The organism is Methanothrix thermoacetophila PT (assembly GCF_000014945.1).
Classification (GTDB): domain Archaea; phylum Halobacteriota; class Methanosarcinia; order Methanotrichales; family Methanotrichaceae; genus Methanothrix_B; species Methanothrix_B thermoacetophila.
The window spans coordinates 882,693-904,270 of sequence record NC_008553.1; the positions used below are offsets into that span (position 1 = coordinate 882,693).

General features: G+C 54.3%; 17 protein-coding genes and 1 tRNA gene. 7 read left to right on the forward strand and 11 right to left on the reverse strand.

Going from position 1 to position 21,578, the window contains the following annotated elements; all coding sequences use genetic code 11:
- Window positions 1–103: 103 nt before the first annotated feature.
- The 6 genes from trkA (at window position 104) to engB (ending at window position 6,223) form a co-directional block, all read left to right on the forward strand.
- Complete coding sequence (gene trkA, locus MTHE_RS04250) at window positions 104–1,417, forward strand: Trk system potassium transporter TrkA (protein ID WP_011696004.1); 1,314 nt, start codon at window positions 104–106, stop codon at window positions 1,415–1,417.
- Between the two features lie 248 nt (window positions 1,418–1,665).
- The gene (locus tag MTHE_RS04255) at window positions 1,666–3,858 is read left to right on the forward strand and encodes an elongation factor EF-2 (protein ID WP_011696005.1); all 2,193 of its coding nucleotides are present in this window, start codon (window positions 1,666–1,668) and stop codon (window positions 3,856–3,858) included.
- Between the two features lie 67 nt (window positions 3,859–3,925).
- Window positions 3,926–5,200 (forward strand): translation elongation factor EF-1 subunit alpha, encoded by a 1,275-nt coding sequence (tuf, locus tag MTHE_RS04260; RefSeq protein ID WP_011696006.1) that lies wholly within the window; start codon window positions 3,926–3,928, stop codon window positions 5,198–5,200.
- Between the two features lie 15 nt (window positions 5,201–5,215).
- Complete coding sequence (gene rpsJ, locus MTHE_RS04265; protein WP_011696007.1) at window positions 5,216–5,524, forward strand: 30S ribosomal protein S10; 309 nt, start codon at window positions 5,216–5,218, stop codon at window positions 5,522–5,524.
- Window positions 5,525–5,526: 2 nt separating this feature from the next.
- Window positions 5,527–5,614: transfer RNA gene (locus tag MTHE_RS04270), tRNA-Arg, on the forward strand.
- 36 nt (window positions 5,615–5,650) lie between these two features.
- Window positions 5,651–6,223: a GTP-binding protein EngB gene (engB, locus tag MTHE_RS04275; protein WP_011696008.1), complete on the forward strand. Its 573-nt coding sequence runs from the start codon at window positions 5,651–5,653 to the stop codon at window positions 6,221–6,223.
- A gap of 268 nt (window positions 6,224–6,491) precedes the next feature.
- Here engB and MTHE_RS04280 read toward each other — a convergent pair whose 3' ends face one another.
- The 10 genes from MTHE_RS04280 to eno form a co-directional block, all read right to left on the reverse strand.
- Window positions 6,492–6,938: a hypothetical protein gene (locus tag MTHE_RS04280; protein WP_011696009.1), complete on the reverse strand. Its 447-nt coding sequence runs from the start codon at window positions 6,936–6,938 to the stop codon at window positions 6,492–6,494.
- On the reverse strand, window positions 6,935–7,708 hold the full coding sequence (dapB, locus tag MTHE_RS04285; RefSeq protein ID WP_011696010.1) for a 4-hydroxy-tetrahydrodipicolinate reductase: 774 nt from the start codon (window positions 7,706–7,708) through the stop codon (window positions 6,935–6,937). The genes MTHE_RS04280 and dapB overlap by 4 nt, the downstream gene beginning before the upstream one ends.
- The gene (dapA, locus tag MTHE_RS04290; protein WP_011696011.1) at window positions 7,705–8,592 is read right to left on the reverse strand and encodes a 4-hydroxy-tetrahydrodipicolinate synthase; all 888 of its coding nucleotides are present in this window, start codon (window positions 8,590–8,592) and stop codon (window positions 7,705–7,707) included. Before dapA ends, dapB begins: the two co-directional genes overlap by 4 nt.
- Window positions 8,585–8,803: a 30S ribosomal protein S17e gene (locus MTHE_RS04295; RefSeq protein WP_175265786.1), complete on the reverse strand. Its 219-nt coding sequence runs from the start codon at window positions 8,801–8,803 to the stop codon at window positions 8,585–8,587. Before MTHE_RS04295 ends, dapA begins: the two co-directional genes overlap by 8 nt.
- 125 nt (window positions 8,804–8,928) lie before the next feature.
- On the reverse strand, window positions 8,929–10,287 hold the full coding sequence (thiD, locus tag MTHE_RS04300) for a bifunctional hydroxymethylpyrimidine kinase/phosphomethylpyrimidine kinase (RefSeq protein WP_011696013.1): 1,359 nt from the start codon (window positions 10,285–10,287) through the stop codon (window positions 8,929–8,931).
- A 9-nt stretch (window positions 10,288–10,296) separates the two neighbouring features.
- On the reverse strand, window positions 10,297–10,842 hold the full coding sequence (locus MTHE_RS04305) for a hypothetical protein (RefSeq protein ID WP_011696014.1): 546 nt from the start codon (window positions 10,840–10,842) through the stop codon (window positions 10,297–10,299).
- A gap of 59 nt (window positions 10,843–10,901) precedes the next feature.
- Window positions 10,902–11,336: a DUF61 family protein gene (locus MTHE_RS04310; protein ID WP_011696015.1), complete on the reverse strand. Its 435-nt coding sequence runs from the start codon at window positions 11,334–11,336 to the stop codon at window positions 10,902–10,904.
- A 31-nt stretch (window positions 11,337–11,367) separates the two neighbouring features.
- The gene (locus MTHE_RS04315) at window positions 11,368–12,204 is read right to left on the reverse strand and encodes an NOP5/NOP56 family protein (RefSeq protein WP_175265787.1); all 837 of its coding nucleotides are present in this window, start codon (window positions 12,202–12,204) and stop codon (window positions 11,368–11,370) included.
- A gap of 39 nt (window positions 12,205–12,243) precedes the next feature.
- Window positions 12,244–12,669, reverse strand: a complete 426-nt coding sequence (locus MTHE_RS04320) for an HIT family protein (RefSeq protein WP_011696017.1) — start codon at window positions 12,667–12,669, stop codon at window positions 12,244–12,246.
- A gap of 71 nt (window positions 12,670–12,740) precedes the next feature.
- Entirely contained in the window at window positions 12,741–14,003 is a 1,263-nt protein-coding gene (gene eno / locus MTHE_RS04325) for a phosphopyruvate hydratase (RefSeq protein WP_011696018.1), read from the reverse strand.
- A gap of 148 nt (window positions 14,004–14,151) precedes the next feature.
- On the opposite strand from eno, the gene MTHE_RS04330 reads away from it, so the two are divergent.
- Window positions 14,152–17,760 carry a PQQ-binding-like beta-propeller repeat protein gene (locus tag MTHE_RS04330; protein ID WP_011696019.1) on the forward strand — a complete coding sequence of 1,203 codons (3,609 nt, stop codon included), beginning with the start codon at window positions 14,152–14,154 and terminating at the stop codon, window positions 17,758–17,760.
- A gap of 79 nt (window positions 17,761–17,839) precedes the next feature.
- On the opposite strand, the gene bchH is transcribed toward MTHE_RS04330, so the two are convergent.
- Complete coding sequence (bchH, locus tag MTHE_RS04335; RefSeq protein WP_011696020.1) at window positions 17,840–21,568, reverse strand: magnesium chelatase subunit H; 3,729 nt, start codon at window positions 21,566–21,568, stop codon at window positions 17,840–17,842.
- Between the last annotated feature and the right edge of the window lie 10 nt (window positions 21,569–21,578).

Here is a 21,578-nt window from a genome sequence, read left to right on the forward strand (position 1 = left end):
GATCTCCTTCCATTCATTTTCGAAGTAGCAGCGGAAGAGGAAACAGTGGTACGGTGTGCGCCTTATAGAAATCTTTTTCCCAGAGCATCTCCGATGGGGGTTCATGCGTGTACTCATAACCGGCGCCGGTGAGGTCGGCCACCGGCTGGCAGAGGCGATGGTGGCAGACCATGATGTGACTGTTATTGACAAGGACATCGCCGCACTGAGCCGCTTCGAGGGTATGGACCTGAAGCCCCGCGTGGGGAATGCGGCAAATGCGAGGCTGCTCGAAGAGATTGGCGTCGAGGATATGGATCTGGTTCTTGCGGTCACTGGCAGCGATGAGATAAACATAATCACATGCATAATAGCAAGCCGGATGGGGGTGAACCATACAATAGCCAGGGTCAGGAACCCTGAGTATATCGATCGGCCGGTGAAGCCTCTGAGGGAGCTGGGAATAGAGTACATGATCTGCCCGGAGCTTGTAATGGTCGAGGATCTCGCCAGCACGATCTCGTTTCCAGCTGCTTTGATGAACAGAAAGCTTGCCGGTGGGATGCTCGGGCTGATCGAGCTCAAGGTGAGAGAGGGCATGCCCCTCGTCGGCCAGGTGCGGGACCTGAGAATACCAAGGGGCTCGAAGATCGTGGCAGTCAAGAGCAATGGCAAGGTCCGGCTTGGCGATCCGAATATCACAATAAAACCAAATGATCATGTGACCATGCTGATAGATCCGAAGGCCATCACGGATCTGAGACAGAGCCTTCATGAGGAGACCAGGGATGAAAATGCGGTCATAGTCGGCGGTGGTCTTGTTGGCTTCTATCTGGCCCAACGGCTGGAGAATATGGGCATTGATCTCAAGCTCATCGAGATCGACAATCAGAGATGCAGGGAGATCTCAATGTATCTGTCGGACACCATGATCCTGAATGGGGATGGTACGGATATTTCCCTCTTGACCGAGGAGGGCGTGGGGGATGCTGATGTTGTATTTGCAGTTACGGGAATCGACGAGAAGAACCTTCTGAGCTCTCTCCTCTCCAGGCAGCTCGGCGCGAAGAAGATAATCTCGAGGGTGAACAGGAGCTACTATGTAAAACTCTTCGAGCGTGTTGGTATAGACAGAGCTGTAAGCCCCGGTCAGGTCACCGCAGATGCTGTTCTCTGGCTTGCCATGGGAAGCGAGGAGATGGTGACGCTGAGCGATGAGGGCATGACCCTGATGGATTTCGTGGTCAAGGCCAACTCCAGGCTCGCAGGCAGACACATCATGAAGGAGCTGCCAGCTGGCGCAATTGCCGGAATGATCCTCAGAAATGGTCATCCTCTTGTTCCAGATGAGCACACGATCCTGGAGGTCGGAGACAGGGTCTTCGTGGTTGCATATCAGTCGTCGATCTCAAGGATCAAGAGGATCTTCGCATCGTGAGAAGCTGTACCTGATGACCGGTGCCGCCTATGGCCATCCTGCAAAAATGGTGTGTTTCGCTATGGTTGCGCCTTACAACATCCAACCAAGTCAGGCTTCATCGGGAGGGCACACTCCCATACCGGCATGACGGTACCTTTCCAGCATCCCCCGGCACGGCCGATCCTGACTAAGGCTTATATAGGTGGAGTCAGAAGTTTTTGGGTCCGAGTTAAGTTAATGCTTACACAAGTTCAGTGGTGCGTGTTATGGGCAAGAGAAAGAAGATCGCAGAGCGTGTGGTAGCTCTGATGGACAAGCCCGAGAGGATACGAAACATCGGGATAGTCGCGCATATAGATCATGGCAAGACGACGCTATCAGACAACCTTCTGGCAGGCGCAGGCATGATCTCCATGGAGCTCGCTGGAAAACAGCTCTTCATGGACTTCGATCCACTTGAGCAGGCCAGGGGCATAACGATAGATGCCGCAAACGTCTCCATGGTCCATGAGTATGAGGGGAAGGAGTATCTGATCAACATGATCGATACTCCAGGGCACGTGGATTTCGGCGGCGACGTCACACGAGCGATGCGCGCGGTTGATGGCGCAGTCGTTGTTGTTGATGCAGTGGAGGGCGCAATGCCGCAGACCGAGACCGTTCTGAGGCAGGCGCTTCGCGAGGGCGTTCGCCCAGTTCTGTTCGTGAACAAGGTTGACAGGATGATCAATGAGCTCAAGGTTGAGAAGAAGGAGATGGCAATTCGTCTTGGAAGGGTCATCGACAACATCAACAAGCTCATCAGAAGCATGGACGAGGAGCACTACAAGGCCGGATGGAGGCTGGACGCCGCAAACGGCAGCGTGGCATTTGGCTCGGCCCTCTACAACTGGGCGATAAGCGTTCCGCAAATGAAGAGGACAGGCATAGGCTTCGATCAGGTCTACGATTACTGCCGCTCGGATCGTATGAAGGAGCTGTCGCAGAAGTGTCCTCTCTATGTTGCGGTCAACGATATGATAATCCGCTTCCTGCCGAGCCCGCTCGAGGCACAGAAGAACAGAATCAGGGTCATATGGAAGGGCGACTGGAACAGTCCTGTGGGGAAGGCTATGACTGCATGCGATCCGAACGGGCCTGTAGCCTTCATGGTCACGAAGATCAAGGTGGATCCGCATGCTGGTGAGGTTGCAACCGGACGACTCTTCTCAGGTACGCTTGTTCGCGGCATGGAGCTCCACATCTCAGGGGTTCCTCATACGAACAGGATCCAGCAGACTGGCATCATGATGGGTGCTGAGAGGATAGAGGTGGAGAGGATTCCTGCAGGGAACATCGCAGCTGTTACCGGTCTGAGAGACGCGATCGTTGGCTCGACAGTCTCGAGCGATCCGAACATGACACCGTTTGAGATTATAAAGCATGTCTCAGAGCCTGTCATGACGGTTGCGGTCGAGGCGAAGAACATGCGCGATCTCCCCAAGCTCATAGAGGTCCTCCGCCAGACAGCAAAAGAGGATCCGACACTCCAGATAACGATCAATGAGGAGACAGGCGAGCATCTCATGGCCGGGATGGGTGAACTCCATCTCGAGATAGTGGCCACCAGGATCCAGAGGGACAAGGGCGTTGAGATAAAGACATCTCCTCCCATCGTGGTCTACAGGGAATCCGTAACTGGCAAGTCCGGGCCAGTAGAGGGCAAGTCTCCGAACCACCACAACAGGTTCTACATAGAGATAGAGCCTCTGGAGCCCGGTGTGATCGAGGTCCTGAAAGATGGGAAGATCGACATGAAGATGGAGGAGGTCGAGCGCAGGAAGATCCTGATCGAGGCAGGCATGGACAAGGAAGAGGCCAGGAACATGGTCAACTTCGTCGGAACCAATATGTTCTTGAACATGACAAAGGGCATCCAGTACCTCAGGGAGACCATGGAGCTCATACTCGAGGGCTTTGAGGAGGCGATAACTGCAGGGCCAATCTGCAGGGAGCCGGTGCAGGGGATAAAGGCGAAGCTTGTGGACGTCAAGCTCCATGAGGATGCTGTCCACAGAGGACCCGCACAGGTGATACCTGCGGTCAGGCAGGCGGTCCAGGCCGGAATACTCATGGCCAACCCAACGCTGCTGGAGCCGATGCAGTACGTCTTTATACAGGTACCCCAGGACCAGATGGGCGGTGCAATGTCAGAGATCCAGGGTCGCCGTGGTGTTATCCTGAGCATGGAGACAGAAGGGGATATGATCACGATCAAGGCCAAGATGCCTGTCGCAGAGATGTTTGGCTTCGCAGGCGCGATCCGATCTGCAACAGAGGGCAGGGCGCTCTGGTCCACCGAGTTCGCAGGATTCGAGCCGATCCCGGCAAACATGATGCTGGATACGGTTCGGCAGATCAGGACCAGGAAGGGATTGAAGCCTGAGATGCCAACACCGAGCGACTATCTCAAGGCGTGAACCGCTGGAAAAGATTTAAAGGCAGAAAGAAAATACGCATGGAACCACTAGAAAGGAGATGAATAAAATGGCAGATACAAAGCCTCACCTTAATCTGGCATTCATCGGACACGTTGACCATGGCAAGTCAACGCTTGTCGGAAGGATGATGTATGAGATGGGGGCAATCGATGAGCACATCATCGAGCAGTACAGGAAGGAAGCTGCTGCGAAGGGCAAGGCGACATTCGAGTTCGCCTGGGTCATGGACAGCCTGAAGGAGGAGCGCGAGAGGGGTGTGACGATCGATATCGCTCACCAGCGCTTCGATACCGACAAGTACTACTTCACAGTGGTCGACTGCCCCGGGCACAGGGATTTCGTTAAGAACATGATCACAGGCGCCAGCCAGGCTGATGCGGCCGTGCTCGTTGTTGCTGCACCCGATGGCGTGATGGCCCAGACGAAGGAGCATGTCTTCCTCGCAAGGACGTTGGGTGTGAACCAGCTGATCGTGGCCATAAACAAGATGGACGCGACAGAGCCGCCATACGACGAGAAGAGATACAACGAGGTAAAGGAGGAGGTCGGCAAGCTGCTGAGGATGGTCGGCTACAAGATCGATGAGGTCCCGTTCATACCCGTCTCCGCTTACAACGGTGATAATGTCGTAAAGCACAGCGATCGGACCAAGTGGTACACAGGACCGACCGTACTGGATGCGCTGAATGCGCTGAAGGAGCCTCAGAAGCCGGTGAACCTCCCGCTCCGCATACCTGTGCAGGATGTGTACTCGATCTCAGGCGTCGGCACAGTCCCTGTCGGACGTGTTGAGACCGGTGTGCTGAAGAAGGGTGATAAGGTCATATTCGAGCCTGCCCACGTCTCAGGCGAGGTCAAGTCCATAGAGATACACCACCAGGAGATCCCGGAGGCGTACCCCGGAGATAACATCGGATGGAACGTCAGGGGCATCGGCAAGAACGACATCAGGAGAGGAGATGTCTGCGGCCACGTAGACAATCCGCCGACAGTGGCGAAGGAGTTCACAGCCCAGATCGTTGTGCTGCAGCACCCGAGTGCTATCTCCGCTGGCTACACGCCTGTCTTCCACTGCCACACCGCGCAGGTGGCGTGCACGATAACAGAGATCAAGGCCAAGCTCGACCCCAGGACAGGCTCTGTCAAGGAGCAGAATCCGGCATTCATCAAGACTGGTGATGCTGCTATCATCTCTGTCAGGCCGACGAAGCCGATGGTAATCGAGAAGGTTAAGGAGATTCCACAGCTCGGCAGGTTCGCGATCAGGGATATGGGCATGACGATCGCCGCGGGGATGTGCCAGAACGTTACTCCAAGATAAGACCGGTGTCTTAGCATGCAAAAGGCGAGGATACGGCTATCTGGGACGAACCCCGCGACGCTTGATGAAATATGCAATCAGGTGCGCGGGATCGCCCAGAGGACTGGAGTACACATGGCGGGCCCGATTCCGCTGCCGACCAAGAGGCTGGTGGTTCCGTGCCGCAAGAGCCCTGATGGAGAGGGCTCTGCGACCTGGGATCACTGGGAGATGAGGGTTCACAAGCGCCTGATAGATCTGGACGCGGATGAGCGGGCCCTCAGGCAGCTCATGCGGATCCAGGTTCCCAAGAACGTGAACATCGAGATAGTGCTCGAAAGTTAGCTGGACTCGTAGTATAGTCTGGATAGAACAGAGGCCTCCGGAGGTCTCCGGGGATAGCCTCAAACCCGGGTTCGAATCCCGGCGGGTCCGCTGCTTTAATTTTATTTTTGGTTATTTTTGGTTTGCATGTGCGAGATAGTTCTTGTTGGCAGATCGAATGTGGGGAAGTCCACGCTCTTCAGAGCCCTGACCGGTGAGAGGGTTCCCATTGGAAGAAGACCGGGGGTGACATTTCGCCCATATTCTGTCAGAATCGGCAACCTGACGTATGTAGACATGCCAGGCTACGGGTTCATGAAATACCGAAGCTGGAGGGATCAGGAGCGCGTCAAGGATCTCATAGTGAGGTACCTCGAGGATCATGCTGACAGGATAATAACAGCAGTCCAGGTGACAGATGCTGCGTCGTTCCTGGAGATCGCGGAGAGGTGGGAGAGCAGGGGCGAGGTGCCTGTGGAGATCGAGATGTGGGAGTTTCTATGCGATTTGAAGCTCAATCCGATACTCGCGGCGAACAAGATCGATCGGATAGCGAACAGAGAGCAGGTGCTGGACTGGATCGCGGAGCGTCTCGGCATGGAGCCGCCCTGGAGGCGATGGGAGGATCGCATAGCCCCGATATCTGCGAAGCGAGGCGAGATCGAACCGCTCAGAAATCTGATCAAATCACGGATAGAGATGGCTTCATCCTCGCCCTGAAGGGCGGGGCTTCCTGCGCTTCAACTACTCGTCAAAGGTTTTTGCGATCTAGTTTATCCAGTATGCTTCTACTGACGCAAATTATCAGATGCATAAGAGCGAATAACATCATTCTGAGTACTGAGAACTCTTGGGCATTACTGATCAACATAACCGAGCTCTGGGCCAGATTTTCGATGCAGTTTTGAAACAACCTCGTCGAAACCCTGCATGCTACTGAAGGAATGCTGCTTTTCTCTCCGGCGGTATGATAACATCCCATGGGGCACTACAGATCTATCCTGACCCCAAAGAGGCGTTCGAACCTGTCGAGCTTGGCCCTGGCTCTGTAGAGGTTCTGGCGGACGTATGGCCTTCCCTCCTGAAATGCGATCATATCTCTTATCTCAGCGGGTGTAAAGACCACCTCCAGGCGCTCCCGCGGCACCTCTGAAACCCTGAGAGAGGCTTTTGCAGGTGCATGCCCCTCAGCTTCGTCCACAACAAGCGGCTGGTCCTCTATCCATGACCAGTCCTCGCCGTAAACCATGAGCAATGCCCTGGAGCATCCAAGGCATCTGGCTGCGACCATCCATCTACCCGCGTGCTTGTAGTATCCGAGGCTCAGGAGATCTCCATCGCAGGCTGTGCAGATGCCCACGCGGTTCTGCTCTCTTGATACCGGAGATACTTTCGTGTCATCCAGCACGAGATCCGGGTCTCTGAAGAGAATCAACTCGAAGCCAACACCTCTTCCATGCTGTGGATCCCCGGAGGGGCCTTGACAACCCACCTTGCAGCTCTCAGAGCGCCTCTGGCGAAGGCGGACCTGCTATGCGCCTGGTGCTTGATCTCTATCCTCTCCCCAGGACCGGCAAAGAGCACGGTGTGATCCCCAACTATATCGCCAGCTCTGACCGCATGCACCCCTATCTCTCTTCCTCTTTCACACATTCCCTCTCTGCCGTGGCGGACATCCTCTATCCCGAGAGAGCGGCTGAGTATCTCAACAGTTCTCATCGCGGTCCCGCTGGGGGCGTCCTTCTTTTTGCGGTGGTGTGCCTCTATGACCTCAACATCATAATCGCTAAGAGATCTGGCAGCCATCTCCACGAGCTTCCAGAAGACGTTGACTCCAAGGCTGAAGTTGGGTGAGATCACAGCAGCGATGCCCGCGCTTTTTATCATCTCCTCTATAATCGAGAGCTGTTCCTCAGAGAACCCAGTCGTGCCGACAACAAGAGCCACTCCTGTATCAGCAGCTGCATGGATGTTTTCCAGTGCTGCAGATGGCACTGTGAAGTCGATCAGCACATCAGGGCGCGATTCTCTGAGAACCCTCTGCACATCCCTCGCATCTGATACGCATACATCTCCAAGAACCCGGTCACCTATACCGATGATGTCGATCGCAGCCACAAGCTTCAGATCAGGGGAACTCCTGATCTCATCGATTATCAGAGACCCCATCCTGCCCTTTGCCCCAGTCAAGGCAACATCTGTCATCTCATATCGCCCGTCAGATCTGACATCTTTGTAAGCACATCCCTGAGCTTCGCCTCGTTCTCATCAGACATCGGAGCCAGCGGGAGTCTGAGCGGACCGGCTGCCATCCCAAGCATGCGGTATGCGGTCTTTACAGGTATCGGGTTCGTCTCAAGGAACATCGCGCGTACGAGTGGAGCAAGCCTGTAGTGAAGTTCCTGCGCCCTTGTGATGTTCCCATCCAGAAACGCGTTGACCATCTCCACCGTAGCACGCGGGGCTACATTGGCAACAACAGAGACGACACCGGTTGCGCCAAGGGCCAGCATTGGCAGCGTGAGGTCATCGTCTCCGGAGAGCACTGCGAAGTTCTTATCTGCTGTGAGCTCTATTATCCTTGAAACCTGTGTCAGGCTTCCGCTGGCCTCCTTTATTGCAACGATATTGCTTATCTCGGATAGCCTGGCCACCACATCGGGACGGAGCTCAACGCCGGTCCTCTTCGGAACGTTGTAAAGAACTATGGGGATATCAGAGGATTCTGCAACCTTCCTGAAATGCTCAAACAGACCCCTCTCATTCGGACGGTTGTAATATGGTGTTATAAGAAGAGCTGCATCTGCCCCGGCATCGGCGGCATGCCTTGTCAGCTCTATCGCCTCTGATGTGTTGTTGGAGCCTGTCCCTGCCACAACCGGCACATCTGAGCAGTCGACCACTATCTCGACGACCTTCTTGTGCTCCTCGTGGCTCAGCGTCGCGGACTCGCCGGTGGTGCCGCAGGGTACCACGCCTGAGATGCCGGTCTTTGAGAGAACCTCTACGTTTCTTCGCAGTCCGTCCTCGTCCAGAGATCCATCGTCCTTAAAGGGGGTTATAATAGCGGGAAATACCCCTCTAAACATTGGACTCAACCCCTGCCCCCAGGGTCGCCCTCTGCTCCAGTATCCTCGTGATGTATCCAGCTATTCTGTTCCTTATCGCTTTGTTCCGCACATTTGTATAGGCTGAGACCTTCTCCTTGTTCATCTCAAAGTCAGTTGTGAATTCGCCCTCGTATGTGCTCAAGAGTTTTTTCGCGAAGTTCTTGATATAGCTCGGCTTTACACATCCCATCCAACTCACTCCAGACAGCGGTCTTTCCCTAGTATGAGGCATTGATTTATATCTTCCTATCGTTTCCAGACTGCTCTCGAGAGCCTAATCGCTACTGATGCTCGTGAGCGTACGTGATTCCGGCCCTAACGGCATCGTTTCCAGACTGCTCTCGAGAGCATGATCGCTACAGTGGCCACGGAAACGGCATCTCTGCCCAGAATGCGTATCATCGGCTCCTTTCCCATTCCTCCTCCGTCCCAGATGATATCAGGCACAGCGCCCAGCCGCTCTATCGCTCTTGCAGTCCCCCAACTCATGGTGCTCTCGCCTGGTGGCTCCTCCTCTCTGTCAAAGCTCGAGATCCTGAGACCCATGCGCGATGCCTCTGAAAGGAGGTTCTCATCCAGCCTGATGTTCATGGCAGCTCTGATCCCCATATCGAAACGCATCGCTGCGAGTATGATCCGCGCGATGTGCCTGCTTGCGCCGAACCTGATGCACCCGGAGACGTGAGATCTCCTGCCAGCTCTCACGATCCTGCCCTCAACAGCGGCAACATCTGCTCTTGACCGGGCACCGGGTATCGCCATTCCGATGTTCGATCCGACCTCGGGTATGAGCTCGGCGAACGTCTCCTCGTCTCTGAGCATGGAGACCGCATGGTCCAGAGAGGATATGACGCGAAACCTCTCCGCATCCTCTCTCAAACTTGCGGTTTGATCCACAGGCGCTGCTCCGTGGCCGACGGGCCTGCTTCCCTCTATCGAGCGTGCTGCGAAGTTGTGCGCCTGCCTCACAGCATCATCCAGAGACATGCCCATTGATAGGAGTGCTGTCAGCGCAGCTGAATAAGTGCAGCCGACACCATGGTTGCCGCCCTCCCTCCTCTTGCCAGATACACATGCAACTGCATCTTTTGTGACGAGAAGATCCACGCACTCATCAGCCGGCATTCCAGCAGCCCTGCAGTCCAGATGCCCTCCGGTTATCACGACAGCTCTTGCGCCCATGTCCAGTATTCTCATGGCAGCCTCTCTGGCGCTTTCCAGATCGACGACCTTCACGCCTGTGATCGCCTCCGCCTCGAAGATGTTCGGCGTGATCACAGATGCCACCGGTATCAGCTCATCTCTGAGCGTGAGAATAGCACCCTCTGCGATAAGCGATCCGCCGGCTTCCGCTGCGATTACAGGATCCACAACCACAGAACACCGCAGCTCTCTCAACCTCTCCGCGACCAGGGAAATCGCGTCGGGGGAGAAGAGCATTCCCGTCTTCGCCCAGGATATGTCGAAGTCCTCGACAAGTGCGTCCAGCTGGGATGCGATCATTTCTGCTGGTATGGGAAACACCTCGCGAACGCCCAGAGTGTTCTGGGCGGTCACGGCGGTTATAACACTCAAACCATGGACCCCTAACGCTGCAAAGGTCTTCAGATCGGCCTGGATCCCGGCTCCACCTCCAGAGTCTGAGCCGCCTACTGTGAGAACAGATCTCTCCATTGGTCGGGGCTAACGTCTCTTCTCCACCGCGCGAATCACATCTTCAGGCAGGCCGTACTTCCTTGCGAGCTTTATCGCCTTGGAGTACATCCCCGAGCTCACGTACATATCGAAAGCTGCCTGCGCTGCCTCCATCCTGAGCGTTATCGGAAGATCGAACTCCTCCGCGATCTTGGCGGCATTCTTTAACAGTCCGAAGTCCATGCTCTTCCTGAACGCCTTGGTTGCCGCATCCTGTACCATGTTCTTCGGCAGATCGAACTCCTTGGCGCATTTCGCAGCAGCCTTGTACTGCTCGCTGTCCATCTTTCTCTGGAAGGATCTCGCTGCAGCCTCTTTGACGATCGTTGGGTCGAGACCGTATGTCTTGCCGAGCTCAGCAGCAACCGAATACTCGCCGATCTCAATGTTCTTCCTGAAGGCCGCCTCGACAGCATCCTGGAGCAAATCGTTCGGCAGAGAGTACTGCTCCTTGATCCTGGCAGCCTCCTTATAGCCACCACGAGCCATGCTCTCCTTGAAGAGCCTAATGGCCTCCTCGAAAGACTCAGCCATATGTCACCTCTCTTAGGATATTCGCGTAATGAGTATAAAAAACATGTTGAATCTCTGGCTCAGAGCGAATCATCTCTCAGAGATGTCACGAACGCATACTGTGTTGTCGTCGGCAGCTTGCGCCTGAGCTCCCTCACGTCCGGGAGGTATATGACCATGCTCCTCCTGCCGATATCCCCTCGCTTGAGGTTGAGTATCTTCGATACCGCCTCTATCTCAGCCTCGCCCTGTATCCTCGCAGATCCGCTTCCCAGCTCCGGGGACATCTCTATGAGAATTGGAAGCCGGATTCGCGACCACATGAATCTGGGGATCGATTTGGAGATGAGCTCGAGCTCGGGCTTGTCCATCACATAAAATGTGTTGTCCTTGCCCTTTATCCCTGGTCTCTCCTCCTCGAGCAGCTCGGCCAGCGTCTTCCTCTTCGGAGGAAGATGCTGGTTCATCGTCTGGATCGTCTTTATCAGTATCTTCCTGTCTGCCTGTGTGTACATTTCCCTCGTGTTTTTCTCATGATGCCTTATATTACTTGTCCTCTCTCCTGCTCTGCGTGGCCCTGTTTCTTATCTGGCTCACCCGCTCGTTCAGCGCCTGTGCAATCCCCGGATCAAGGGTGCCTGAGTATAGGTCAATTCTCGCTGCAATGGCAAGCTTCGCTGCAAGCGCCCTCGCGATCCTGCCACGCAGTCTTTTAGGGGATGACTGGATCAGGGGGTGTCTGAATATGATCCCGTGCTTTGGCGATGGCGCTTTTCCTCTGAGGTGCCGGAAGAGAGACCTCTCAGCGCCGATGACCTGTATCGTGGATGCTGGAAGCATCGCGAGCTTCTCAAGGCCACCAGCCCTCGAGATCAGCCTGGCAGCCAGCACCGGCCCCAGGATCGCGGAGAGGTTCGGCGCGAGTTCCCTCGCTCTTGTCTCAAGAAGCTCTTCAAGATCTTCTCTGGCCCTGGTCAGCTCCAGGAGTGATCTCGCCACGAGGCCGATCCCCTCCCTTCCAGAGAGAGCCCTCGCCAGCTCCTCACCCCTGCACCTCATGCCGTAAAAGAGGGACCACTCGTAAAGCCGCTCCTCGATAAGGTTTATCGCCACGTTCAGATCGTCCAGAGACTCTACCATCTGAAGGAGATCCGACTGAGGTGTGCACATGCGCTCGAGCTGCCGCTTGACGAGAGAGATCGCGACATCCCTGAGACGCCGGTTGTAATCAACATCGTCAGCAGCGAAGCCCAGCTCAATCGCAGCGGCTCGTATATCGATCTGCGGCTCTGGGGATGCCTTCTCTGGGGATAGAAGACGCTCCAGGCTCTCTTCTTTGCTGTAAGCCCTCCTCTCAGATATGCTTCCGCACCAGATCTCCATGATGACCTTCCTGCCCACCATGAAGGGCGGGCTTCCCGATCACACGTTTCTCAGGATCTCTGCAGTCTCCTTCAGATCATTCCGGAGCGACGCCAGGATGACTGATGACTCCTGGAATCCCTCGAGGGCGTTGAAGAACCTGTCAACAGGATCGCCCTTGTATGTTGGGACAAGAAATATGTGCGTGTGCGGTATCCTCCTGCCCCTCGCATACATGGCCACGAAGTCCGGCTCGAATGCTCTTTTGATCCTCCCAGATACCGACCACGCTAGCCTGAAGAGGCTTGAGACCTCCCGCTCATTGAGATCATGCCACCACGGGACATGACGCTTAGGTATAACAAGACAGTGCCCTCTGGCGAGCGGGTTGATGTCCAGTATCGCCATGGAGAGCTCGTCCTCATCTATGATGTGGGCCGGCTCATCTCCACGGACGATTCTGCAAAAGACACAGCTCTCTGTCATTATTTCACGTTGGCATTTTAAGAAAAAGAGGTATAAAAATCTTCTAAGCAGGCGCTATCACAATCGCAATCTCAGCTCCATCTCCTCCTGCCGGCGTAGCTGGCAGAGCTGCCGAGCGCCTCCTGGATTCTCAGGAGCTGGTTGTACTTCGCATTCCGCTCGCTCCTCGCCGGAGCCCCTGTCTTTATGAGCTCAGCGCCTATCGCCACAGATACATCCGCGAGGGCGCTGTCCTCTGTCTCAGCAGATCTGTGGCTTACCATCACCTTGAAGCTGTTCCTGTAGGCGAGCGTTGCTGCATCAAACGCCTCAGAGACCGTGCCGATCTGGTTCAGCTTGAGCAGGAGCGCGTTCGTGGACCTCATCCTTATACCCTTCTCGATCCTAGCCATATTCGTCACATAGAGGTCGTCACCCACTATTATCGTGTCTGGAAGCTTTTTTGTCAGCTCTGCGAACTCCTCGAAGGCGTTCTCCTCGAAAGGATCCTCTATGAGCACAATCGGATACGTCTTCACCAGCTCCACATAGAAGTCGATCAGCTCCCCTGGCGAGAGCCTGTTATCATCCACGGAATAACCGCCGTCCAGGTAAAAGCTGGAGGCTGCAGAATCCAGCCCGAGCTTGATCTCCTCCGTGTATCCTGTGACATCAAGCGCGGCCATTATCGCATCGAGCGCATCTCTGGTCTTTGATATGGGAGGCGCGTAGCCGCCCTCGAATCCCACATTGGTCGCGACATTGCCGTATTTCCCCCTGAGTATCCTCCCCAGGGCGTGGTACGTCTCGGCCGCCATTCTGAGCGCCTCGCTGAAGCTATCCGCGCCCCATGGCTCTATCATGAACTCCTGTATGGATAGATCATTTCCTGCGTGCTTTCCTCCATTGAGCACGTTCAAGGACGGCACCGGCAGCCTGGTGGCTGAGACGCCGCCCAGGTACCTGTACAGCGGCATGCCGAGAGAGCTTGCAGCAGCCTTGGCCACAGCCAGAGAGACCCCCAGTATCGCATTAGCGCCCAGATTCGACTTGTTCGGCGTCCCATCCATCTCTATCATGATCTGATCAACGCCCCTCTGATCTATCACATCCATCCCGATGAGCTTGGGGCCGATGACCTCATTGACGTTCCTGACAGCCTTCAGCACGCCCTTTCCATCGTACCTGTCGCCACCATCCCTCAGCTCCAGCGCCTCGTATGTGCCTGTGGATGCTCCTGATGGCACTGCTGCTCTCCCGAATCCGCAGCAGGTCCAGACATCGACCTCTACAGTGGGATTGCCGCGAGAGTCGAGTATCTCTCTCGCATGTATCTTCTCGATCTCCAGTGACATGAATTACCACGGCCAGGAGTCTGTGCGGGACTTATTTAAGTCTGATGAGAGTGTAGATACTTGGATGAGCGATTAACGACAGATGTCGAGATAGGTTCATGTAGGTGTACTGAAAATTACAGATCGCCTGTGGAATGAGGAATGCAAGATGATCGGCAGAACAATAGCTCTCATCATTTTCATCACCGTGTTCACGGCATCCGGCGCAGATCTCGGAAAGGATCGCCCGATCGCTGTTTATACGGGATCCGAGCAGGAGCAACCTGATATCGACGGACACATAGTGGTATGGGCAGATGGCAGAAGCGGGAACTTCGATATCTTCATGTACGACCTGGAGATCGGTGCAGAGCGATGGGTCTGCATCGATCCATTCATTCAGATCAACCCAGCAGTATCCGGTTACAGAATAGTATGGCAGGACATGCGCAGCGGTAACGCCGACATATACCTTTACGACGTGAAGAATCGGGTCGAGCAGATCGTCTGCGGTGATAATGGAAATCAGACAGATCCAGATATTGATGGCGATGTGGTGGTATGGAGCGACGACAGGGACGGCGACTGGAACATATATCTAAAGGACATCTCGACGAACCAGCAGAAGCGTGTGACATCAGCTCAGAATGACCAGATCACCCCGAAGGTGAGCGAGGGTCGTGTGGTCTGGGCAGATGACAGGAGCGGGAACTTCGACATCTACATGTACGACCTCAAAGGTGGGTCTGAGAAGGCGATATGCACAGCATCCGGCGACCAGACGCTTCCGGCGATCGATGGAGAGATCATCGCGTGGGCTGACAACAGATCCGGCGAGATGGATGTCGCTTTCTATGATCTCTCCTCAGGTAAAGAGACAGTCCTGGCGAGGCCTGGCATCCAGACAGCACCCTCTGTTTGGAGAAGAAACATCACATGGCAGAACAACGGGACCGAGATAGTTCTCTACAACGTAGACACAGGCGAGGAGAGAACGCTCATCCGCGGTCCGATAGTGATGGAGCCAGCGATCGGCGAGAGGGGTGTGGTTTGGACTGACTACAGGCAGGGTTTGCAGGACCCGGATATCTACATGTGGGACAGGATGATACTGCCTGATCTCCCTGTGACCCAGGGTATATTCAACCACACGAATCCATCGATCTTTAATGACAGAGTTGTTTGGACGGACGATAGGACCGGGCACTACCAGGTTTATATGATGAATCTCACGACCGGAGAGGAGATCAGGATCACAAACGATGATATCGACCACAGCAGCCCTGACATCTCAGGGGATTACGTGATATACACAGACATGAGAAATGGCAACCTGGATGTATTTCTGTACGATCTCAGGGCGGGGAATGAGCGGCAGCTCTCGAAGGACCCATTCGATCAGAGATATCCGATGATCGACGGCAGGTATGTGGTATGGATGGACAACAGGACCGGCAGTGATCAGATCTACGTCTACGATGTACTCCAGGGATCTGAGAGGCAGATAACCACACAGCAGCAGGCGCAGCTTCTCTCTCCAGTGATATCGGGGGACAGGATCGTATGGGCTGATAGAAGATCGGGGAAATGGGACATCTACATGTACAACCTGACGACCGGAAAGGAGACTCCGATATGCACAAATCCCGCGAACCAGGTGCAGCCATGGATTCACGGGAATACGATAGTATGGGCTGATGGCAGGAACGCTCTGAATGCGAGCATCCGGAACTGGGACATTTACTCATACAACCTGACGACCGGAAAGGAGACTCCGATATGCACGAACGGCTACAACCAGGGGGCGCCCTGTGTCTACGGCAGTTACGTCGCATGGCTTGACGAGAGGGGAGGTGCAGCAGACATTTACCTCTACGACCTTGAGAAGGGCATAGAGGTGCCGGTCTCGACGCTTCCGATGTACCAGACGCCGAGCGACGGAAAAGGAGATCCATATAGAGTGAAGCCCATAGCCTCCAGCAGGATACTGAGCGACAAATACATCGTTTGGATGGACGACAGCTCTGGAAGGCCGCAGATAAGGGCGAGATCACCGCTCTGGGAGCCGCTGCTCTGGCTGAGCACAGACTTCCCCTCAACAAACGGCAGCCTGATGGTCTGGTCGGATAACAGGCGCGGCGACTGGGACATATACGGCTTCGATTTCTTCACGAGATCTGAGATTCCGATAGTCAGAGCTGAAGGGGATCAGCTGTACCCGAGGGCCTCTGGCCAGAACGTGGTCTGGTCAGACTATCGCTCAGGCAGCTCTGATGTGTACATGATCAATCTGACAACAGGGGAGGTCACAGATGTCGCGACAGGCCCCGGCGATCAGGTGTGGGCTGATATATCAGAGGACAGGATCGTCTGGATGGACAACTCATCAGGGAACTGGGATGTAGTGCTCTACAACATCTCCGATGGCAGTACAGAATCGTTGCGCAAGCAGGGCAACCAGATGTACCCGAAGATCTCAGGGAGCCTGATCGCGTGGCAGGATGACAGGAGCGGGAACTGGGACATATATGTATACGATCTGAAGACCGGCAACGAGACAAAGCTCACAGGCGATGGGGATCAGGTCTTCCCAGATGTATCGGGAAACACAATCGTCTGGGAGGATCGGGCCACCGGCGACATCGCCTACTACATCTACGATAAAAAGTGGAGCAAGAGGTATCCAAGGCCTGGAATGCAGACATCTCCAGCGGTTTCAGGAAAGTACATAGCATACGTCGATGATGACGGATCCCTGCGCAGGCTTGACATAACAACATGGAAGGATGATCTGATTGCAGCAGGGCCGGGCCAGATGAAGCCGGACATGGATCAGAAGCTCGTGTGGCTGGATTCGCCGAGGGGCAAGCCGAGATACGAGAGTCTTGTGGGGGAGATAAGCGTCGTGTGCAGGGCTCCGGGTGAGCAGAGCAGGCCAGCGGTTAGCGGAAACTTCGTCGTCTGGATGGACAACCGCACTGGCAATCCAGACATCTACGTCTACGATCTCTTCAGAAACGTTGAGATTCCTCTGGCCGGAGGCCCGCTCTACGATATGTACCCTGATATAAGAGGCACTGTGATAGCATGGGTCGGCCAGAACCCGCAGCATGACAACTGGGCTGTCAGAACATTCGATGTTATAACAGCGAACAGATCGCAGCTCACGGGCGCTGAGTTCTTCACCCCATCCCCGATATCGATCGGTGACAAGTATCTAGTCTGGCAGGACCTCTCTTTCGCTGGATGGCGGCTCTACAAGAAGCTAGTCTACGGAGGGACAGAGCCTGTGGAGGCGATACCTCCGAGCGGAACGAATCCTAGAACAGCAGGAGATATCGCTGTCTATCAGGACAACAAGGACGGGAACTGGAACGTCTACATCTGGAAAGGACAGCAGAAGAATCCAGTAACATTGGATCCGGCGGATCAGATCAACCCTGCGACGGATGGATACATCGTGGTCTACCAGGATAACAGAAATGGCAACTGGGACATCTATGCCTTCGATACAAACAACAGCAAGGAGATACGGATAACGTCTGATACAACCGACCAGACGAATCCAGATATCGAGAGCGGTGTTATCGTCTGGCAGGACAGGAGGAACGGCGACTGGGACATCTATGCCTTCGATCTCTCTACAGGTAAGGAGATCCCGATATGCATAGCCCCGGGAGATCAGACAGAGCCGCGCATAGGGAGCAGGAAGATAGTGTGGACGGACAACCGCAGCGGAGACAAAGACATCTACATATACGACAGCTATTCGCCATGAGCGCATGGTGAGTGCACTACCCGGTCGATGTATCCGCTCACAGAACCCTCTGATGGGCACAGTCCGCAAGGATGGAAGCTCAGGATTTAGAGCCTCCATCCTCTATTTCCCCCTCCATCTCTAGGCAGCTTCTTCTCAGCCTCTCTATCTCATCGTCTTCCGCTTTCCAGTAGCCTCTCCGGTGGGCTTCCATCAGCCACTCACCAATCTTCACAGCAGCATAATGGTTGTTCTCGAGCAGTTTCTGCCTTGTGGTCTCATCGAACATGTATCGCTCTGCTATTGATGACCATACCCAGCTCTCGACGGAGTGCGTAGTGGCAGCAAGGCCAAGCATGTTCTCTATGCGATCCGCGATCTGTTGGGCCCCGTGGAACCTGTGGGCGAGCATGCCATCGATCCATCTGGGATTGAGAAGCCTGGTGCGCACCCCTATCTCCACAGCGGACCGGATATCCTCGGTTCGTATGACCTCTCCGGTGGTGTCTGAAACGAGCATCACTGGATCACTCCCTCTTGCAGACCTTACAGCGCTCGAGAGACCGCCAAAGAACTCGAAGTAATGGTCGAGATCGATGAACTCCCAGTCGTGGGAGTCCCTGATTTGAGATACCAGATCCACCCTGGAGATGTTGCTCCTGTATAGGTCGAGCTGCTGCGCAGCATGTATCCCTTCTGTGTATATGTGGCCCATCGAGCTCGCATAAACCTCGGCAAGCTCATCCTCTGTGCGCCAGACCGAGTCCTCGACAAGTGGAAGCATCCGCGTCCCGTACTCACCTGCCCTGGGGCCGAAAATCCTACCCTTTGCAAGGACGCCAGCCTGCTTCTCCTCCATCCCGTTCTGGAGCAGGCTTTTCATGTTATCAAGCGTGTGCTTTCTCACATAATTCATATCCAGCGGCTCTTCGAGGGAACTCACGAGAGCAAACGCCCTGTCGAGAAGCTGCACCACATTTGGGAACATATCCCTGAAGAACCCGCAGATGTTGACCAGGCAGTCCACTCTCGGCCTACCGAGCTCCTCCAGAGTCAATGGTATTATCCTGACAGCCAGAGATCCCGGATCGCGCTCCAGGCGCACACCGAGGTAGCGCAGGATCTGTCCGATGGTCTCCCCTCCGGTCTTCGTGGTCTCGAATCCCCACAGGACGACCCCGACCATGGATGGATAGCTGCCTGTTCTTTCTATGTATGCCCGGATGGTATTCTCTGCTATCTCCTCTCCTCTCTTAATTGCATCTGATGTTGGTATTCGGGTTGGATCGAACTGGACGAGGTTTTTTCCCGTTGGGAGCGCATGAGGAGATCTGATTATATCTCCGCCAACCGATGGCTCTATAAATCTACCATCAAGCCCTCTGATAAAGTTCTTTATCTCAATGCTGTTGTCAGAGTATCTTCTGACCGCCTCCAAACCGTAGCTGAGCGTCTTCTTCAGCTCATCGCTCAGATATCCCTTGATCTCCAGAGGATAGCTTCTATCAGATCCATCAACTGCGATGCCTGTGATCTCTGAGCAGATCTTGTCGACCTCATCGAGCTTTCGAGATCGGTTTTTCAGAAGCTCTCTGTAATCGAGCCCCATTGCTTCTGCGACGATGCTGTTCAGGGATCTCACCCCATCTCTGTCATATCTCAGAAGCATCCGCATAAAGCTCTCCAGATCTTCCTTGCGGTAGCTCTCCCCGAGAACATGAAGGCCTTTAGGTATAATTCTCCTCTTCATCTCGTAGAGCATATCCTGTATCTCATCGATGCTCTTCGCTGTGATGTTTAGCTCTCCTGCTCTCTTGAAGATACGTTCTCTGAGCCGATCCGCTCTGCTATGATCGTATGTCACAGCCTGGCTGTGCTCATCTATCAGTTCCTCAAGCTCCATGTATCCCTCGTAGAGGTCGGCATTTGTGTACGGAGGAGAGTTGTAGCTGATGGTCATGGCGTACAGCCTTCTTTTGGCTATGATGACCTCTGAGGTGTTGACGACATGGTAGAAATAGAGGTTTGGCATATCCCCTATGAGAAAATCTGGATAGCATCTTGAGCTCAGAGCCAGCTCCTTCCCCTTCATGAACTCTGCAAGACCGTGAGTGCCGATGTGAACGACCGCATCAGCACGCCATACCCTCTGGAGCCAGTGGTAGAATGCGATGTACTGGTGATGAGGGGGTTTTGTTTTATCATGCGAGATCTCATTTAAATCAATGCCCTCAAGAGGCGGACGTGCTGGCTGCACACCGATGAAGACGTTTCCGAGATCCAGGCCAGGTATGAGAATCCCACCACCGGATACCATCACCTCACCTGGTGGCTCTCCCCAGAAATCCAAGATCTCATTCTGCAGCTCCTCTGGAAGAGATTTGAATGCCTGCATGTATTCTTCGCGGCTCATGGATGGGCATTCTCTCAGGGTGATATCTGTCTGGAGCCATTTTCCTGTGTTCACGGCTGCCATCTTGTAAAAAAGATGATCGAGCTCCATATCCGGTATACTCAGGCTGTATCCGGCATCTTTCATTGTGTAGAGCAACCGCTTCAGGCTGGCGAAGACATCTAGGTATGATGCCCTTCCGAGGTTCTCCTCTCCTGGAGGGTAGTTGTATATTATCAGCGCGATTCTCTTTCTCGCATTCTCTTCTCTCCTGAGATGCACCCAGCTGCGTATCCGTGAGGCTATCCTGGAGATGCGATCATCGATGGCAGCCACCTCACGCACTTCCATATCATCGATCTTGAAGGAGCGCACACCGCAGCATGGTATAGGCTCTGCGCACCCATCCAGCTCTGGCCATATAACAGCCATTATCGACTCTGTCGGGGACAGACCTGCATCAGATCTCTCCCAATCATCAATGGAGCTCTGGTACATTGATACAGGCGCGAACACCGGGACATCGAGATCATTCAGAAGATTTTTTGTGAGATCAGGATCACCTCCCAGAGGTCCTCCATTTATGCGGAACCATGTGAGGTTTATCATCGCATCTATCACAGGCTTATCTTTCAGGAAGAAGCTCCTGATCGCTCTCAGGTTGTGAATGCCATCTGAGAATACAGGTATGACGTTCATATCCCCAAGTCTGTCATCAAGAGCCTTGAGCACAGGAAGGCACTGATCGAAGTGCATGTTTCCGTAGAACAGGACTCCTATGGTGGCTCTCTCCGCATCCAGATGAGGCAGAAGCGCATCCAGAGAATCGAGGAATCCTCCTCTGTGATATATTCCATACTCTGGAAACGGCAGTGGATCTGGAGGCCGCGGAAGATCGCATCCAAGATATTCCCTGAGAAGCAGGGTGAGAAGGTTTTGGAGGTTCTCTGTGCCACCGTACCTCCAGTACCTCACAATCTTTATGTAGTTGCCTGCATCCCTCACGGGAGCCAGCGGAACAACTTTGCCCGCGGTCTCAACTATGCCCTGGATAGTCTTGATCTTCTCCCATAGATCCTCTGGGTCCCTAACCTCGCCTGCCTTCAGTCTCCTGGCCACCGATGATCCTCGAAAAGATCCGAGCCTGGTTATGGACATCATTCTTCCGATGGGGCTGACAAGGTTGACGACAATGTTATCTCCATCTTTCAGCGTTTCGTAAGCGATCTCCTCTGCTCTGCAGCTGCCTCTTATGTCGACCAGCACAGCATCAGAGGACCTGAGCTCCTCAGAGAATCCCTCAGGATCAACACAGAGGTCAAGCTGCTCAGGGTAATATACCCTCAGCTCAAACGGAAGTGCATGGTTCTTCTTAATGTTGCGGGCTGCAGACACCAGAGCAGAGCTGTGAACGGTTGATATGCAAGTGATCTTCATCGCAGCCCTC

Excerpts from the sequence above, each read along its gene's own strand:
- MTHE_RS04320 (WP_011696017.1), bottom strand. The coding sequence starts at position 12,669 with ATGACAGAGAGCTGTGTCTTTTGCAGAATCGTCCGTGGAGATGAGCCG.
- MTHE_RS04305 (WP_011696014.1), bottom strand. The coding sequence starts at position 10,842 with ATGGCTGAGTCTTTCGAGGAGGCCATTAGGCTCTTCAAGGAGAGCATG.
- MTHE_RS04295 (WP_175265786.1), bottom strand. The coding sequence starts at position 8,803 with ATGGGATGTGTAAAGCCGAGCTATATCAAGAACTTCGCGAAAAAACTC.
- MTHE_RS04330 (WP_011696019.1), top strand. The coding sequence starts at position 14,152 with ATGATCGGCAGAACAATAGCTCTCATCATTTTCATCACCGTGTTCACG.
- thiD (WP_011696013.1), bottom strand. The coding sequence starts at position 10,287 with ATGGAGAGATCTGTTCTCACAGTAGGCGGCTCAGACTCTGGAGGTGGA.
- MTHE_RS04310 (WP_011696015.1), bottom strand. The coding sequence starts at position 11,336 with ATGTACACACAGGCAGACAGGAAGATACTGATAAAGACGATCCAGACG.
- dapB (WP_011696010.1), bottom strand. The coding sequence starts at position 7,708 with ATGACAGATGTTGCCTTGACTGGGGCAAAGGGCAGGATGGGGTCTCTG.
- rpsJ (WP_011696007.1), top strand. The coding sequence starts at position 5,216 with ATGCAAAAGGCGAGGATACGGCTATCTGGGACGAACCCCGCGACGCTT.
- MTHE_RS04255 (WP_011696005.1), top strand. The coding sequence starts at position 1,666 with ATGGGCAAGAGAAAGAAGATCGCAGAGCGTGTGGTAGCTCTGATGGAC.
- trkA (WP_011696004.1), top strand. The coding sequence starts at position 104 with ATGCGTGTACTCATAACCGGCGCCGGTGAGGTCGGCCACCGGCTGGCA.
- engB (WP_011696008.1), top strand. The coding sequence starts at position 5,651 with ATGTGCGAGATAGTTCTTGTTGGCAGATCGAATGTGGGGAAGTCCACG.
- dapA (WP_011696011.1), bottom strand. The coding sequence starts at position 8,592 with ATGTTTAGAGGGGTATTTCCCGCTATTATAACCCCCTTTAAGGACGAT.
- eno (WP_011696018.1), bottom strand. The coding sequence starts at position 14,003 with ATGTCACTGGAGATCGAGAAGATACATGCGAGAGAGATACTCGACTCT.
- MTHE_RS04315 (WP_175265787.1), bottom strand. The coding sequence starts at position 12,204 with ATGGAGATCTGGTGCGGAAGCATATCTGAGAGGAGGGCTTACAGCAAA.
- tuf (WP_011696006.1), top strand. The coding sequence starts at position 3,926 with ATGGCAGATACAAAGCCTCACCTTAATCTGGCATTCATCGGACACGTT.
- bchH (WP_011696020.1), bottom strand. The coding sequence starts at position 21,568 with ATGAAGATCACTTGCATATCAACCGTTCACAGCTCTGCTCTGGTGTCT.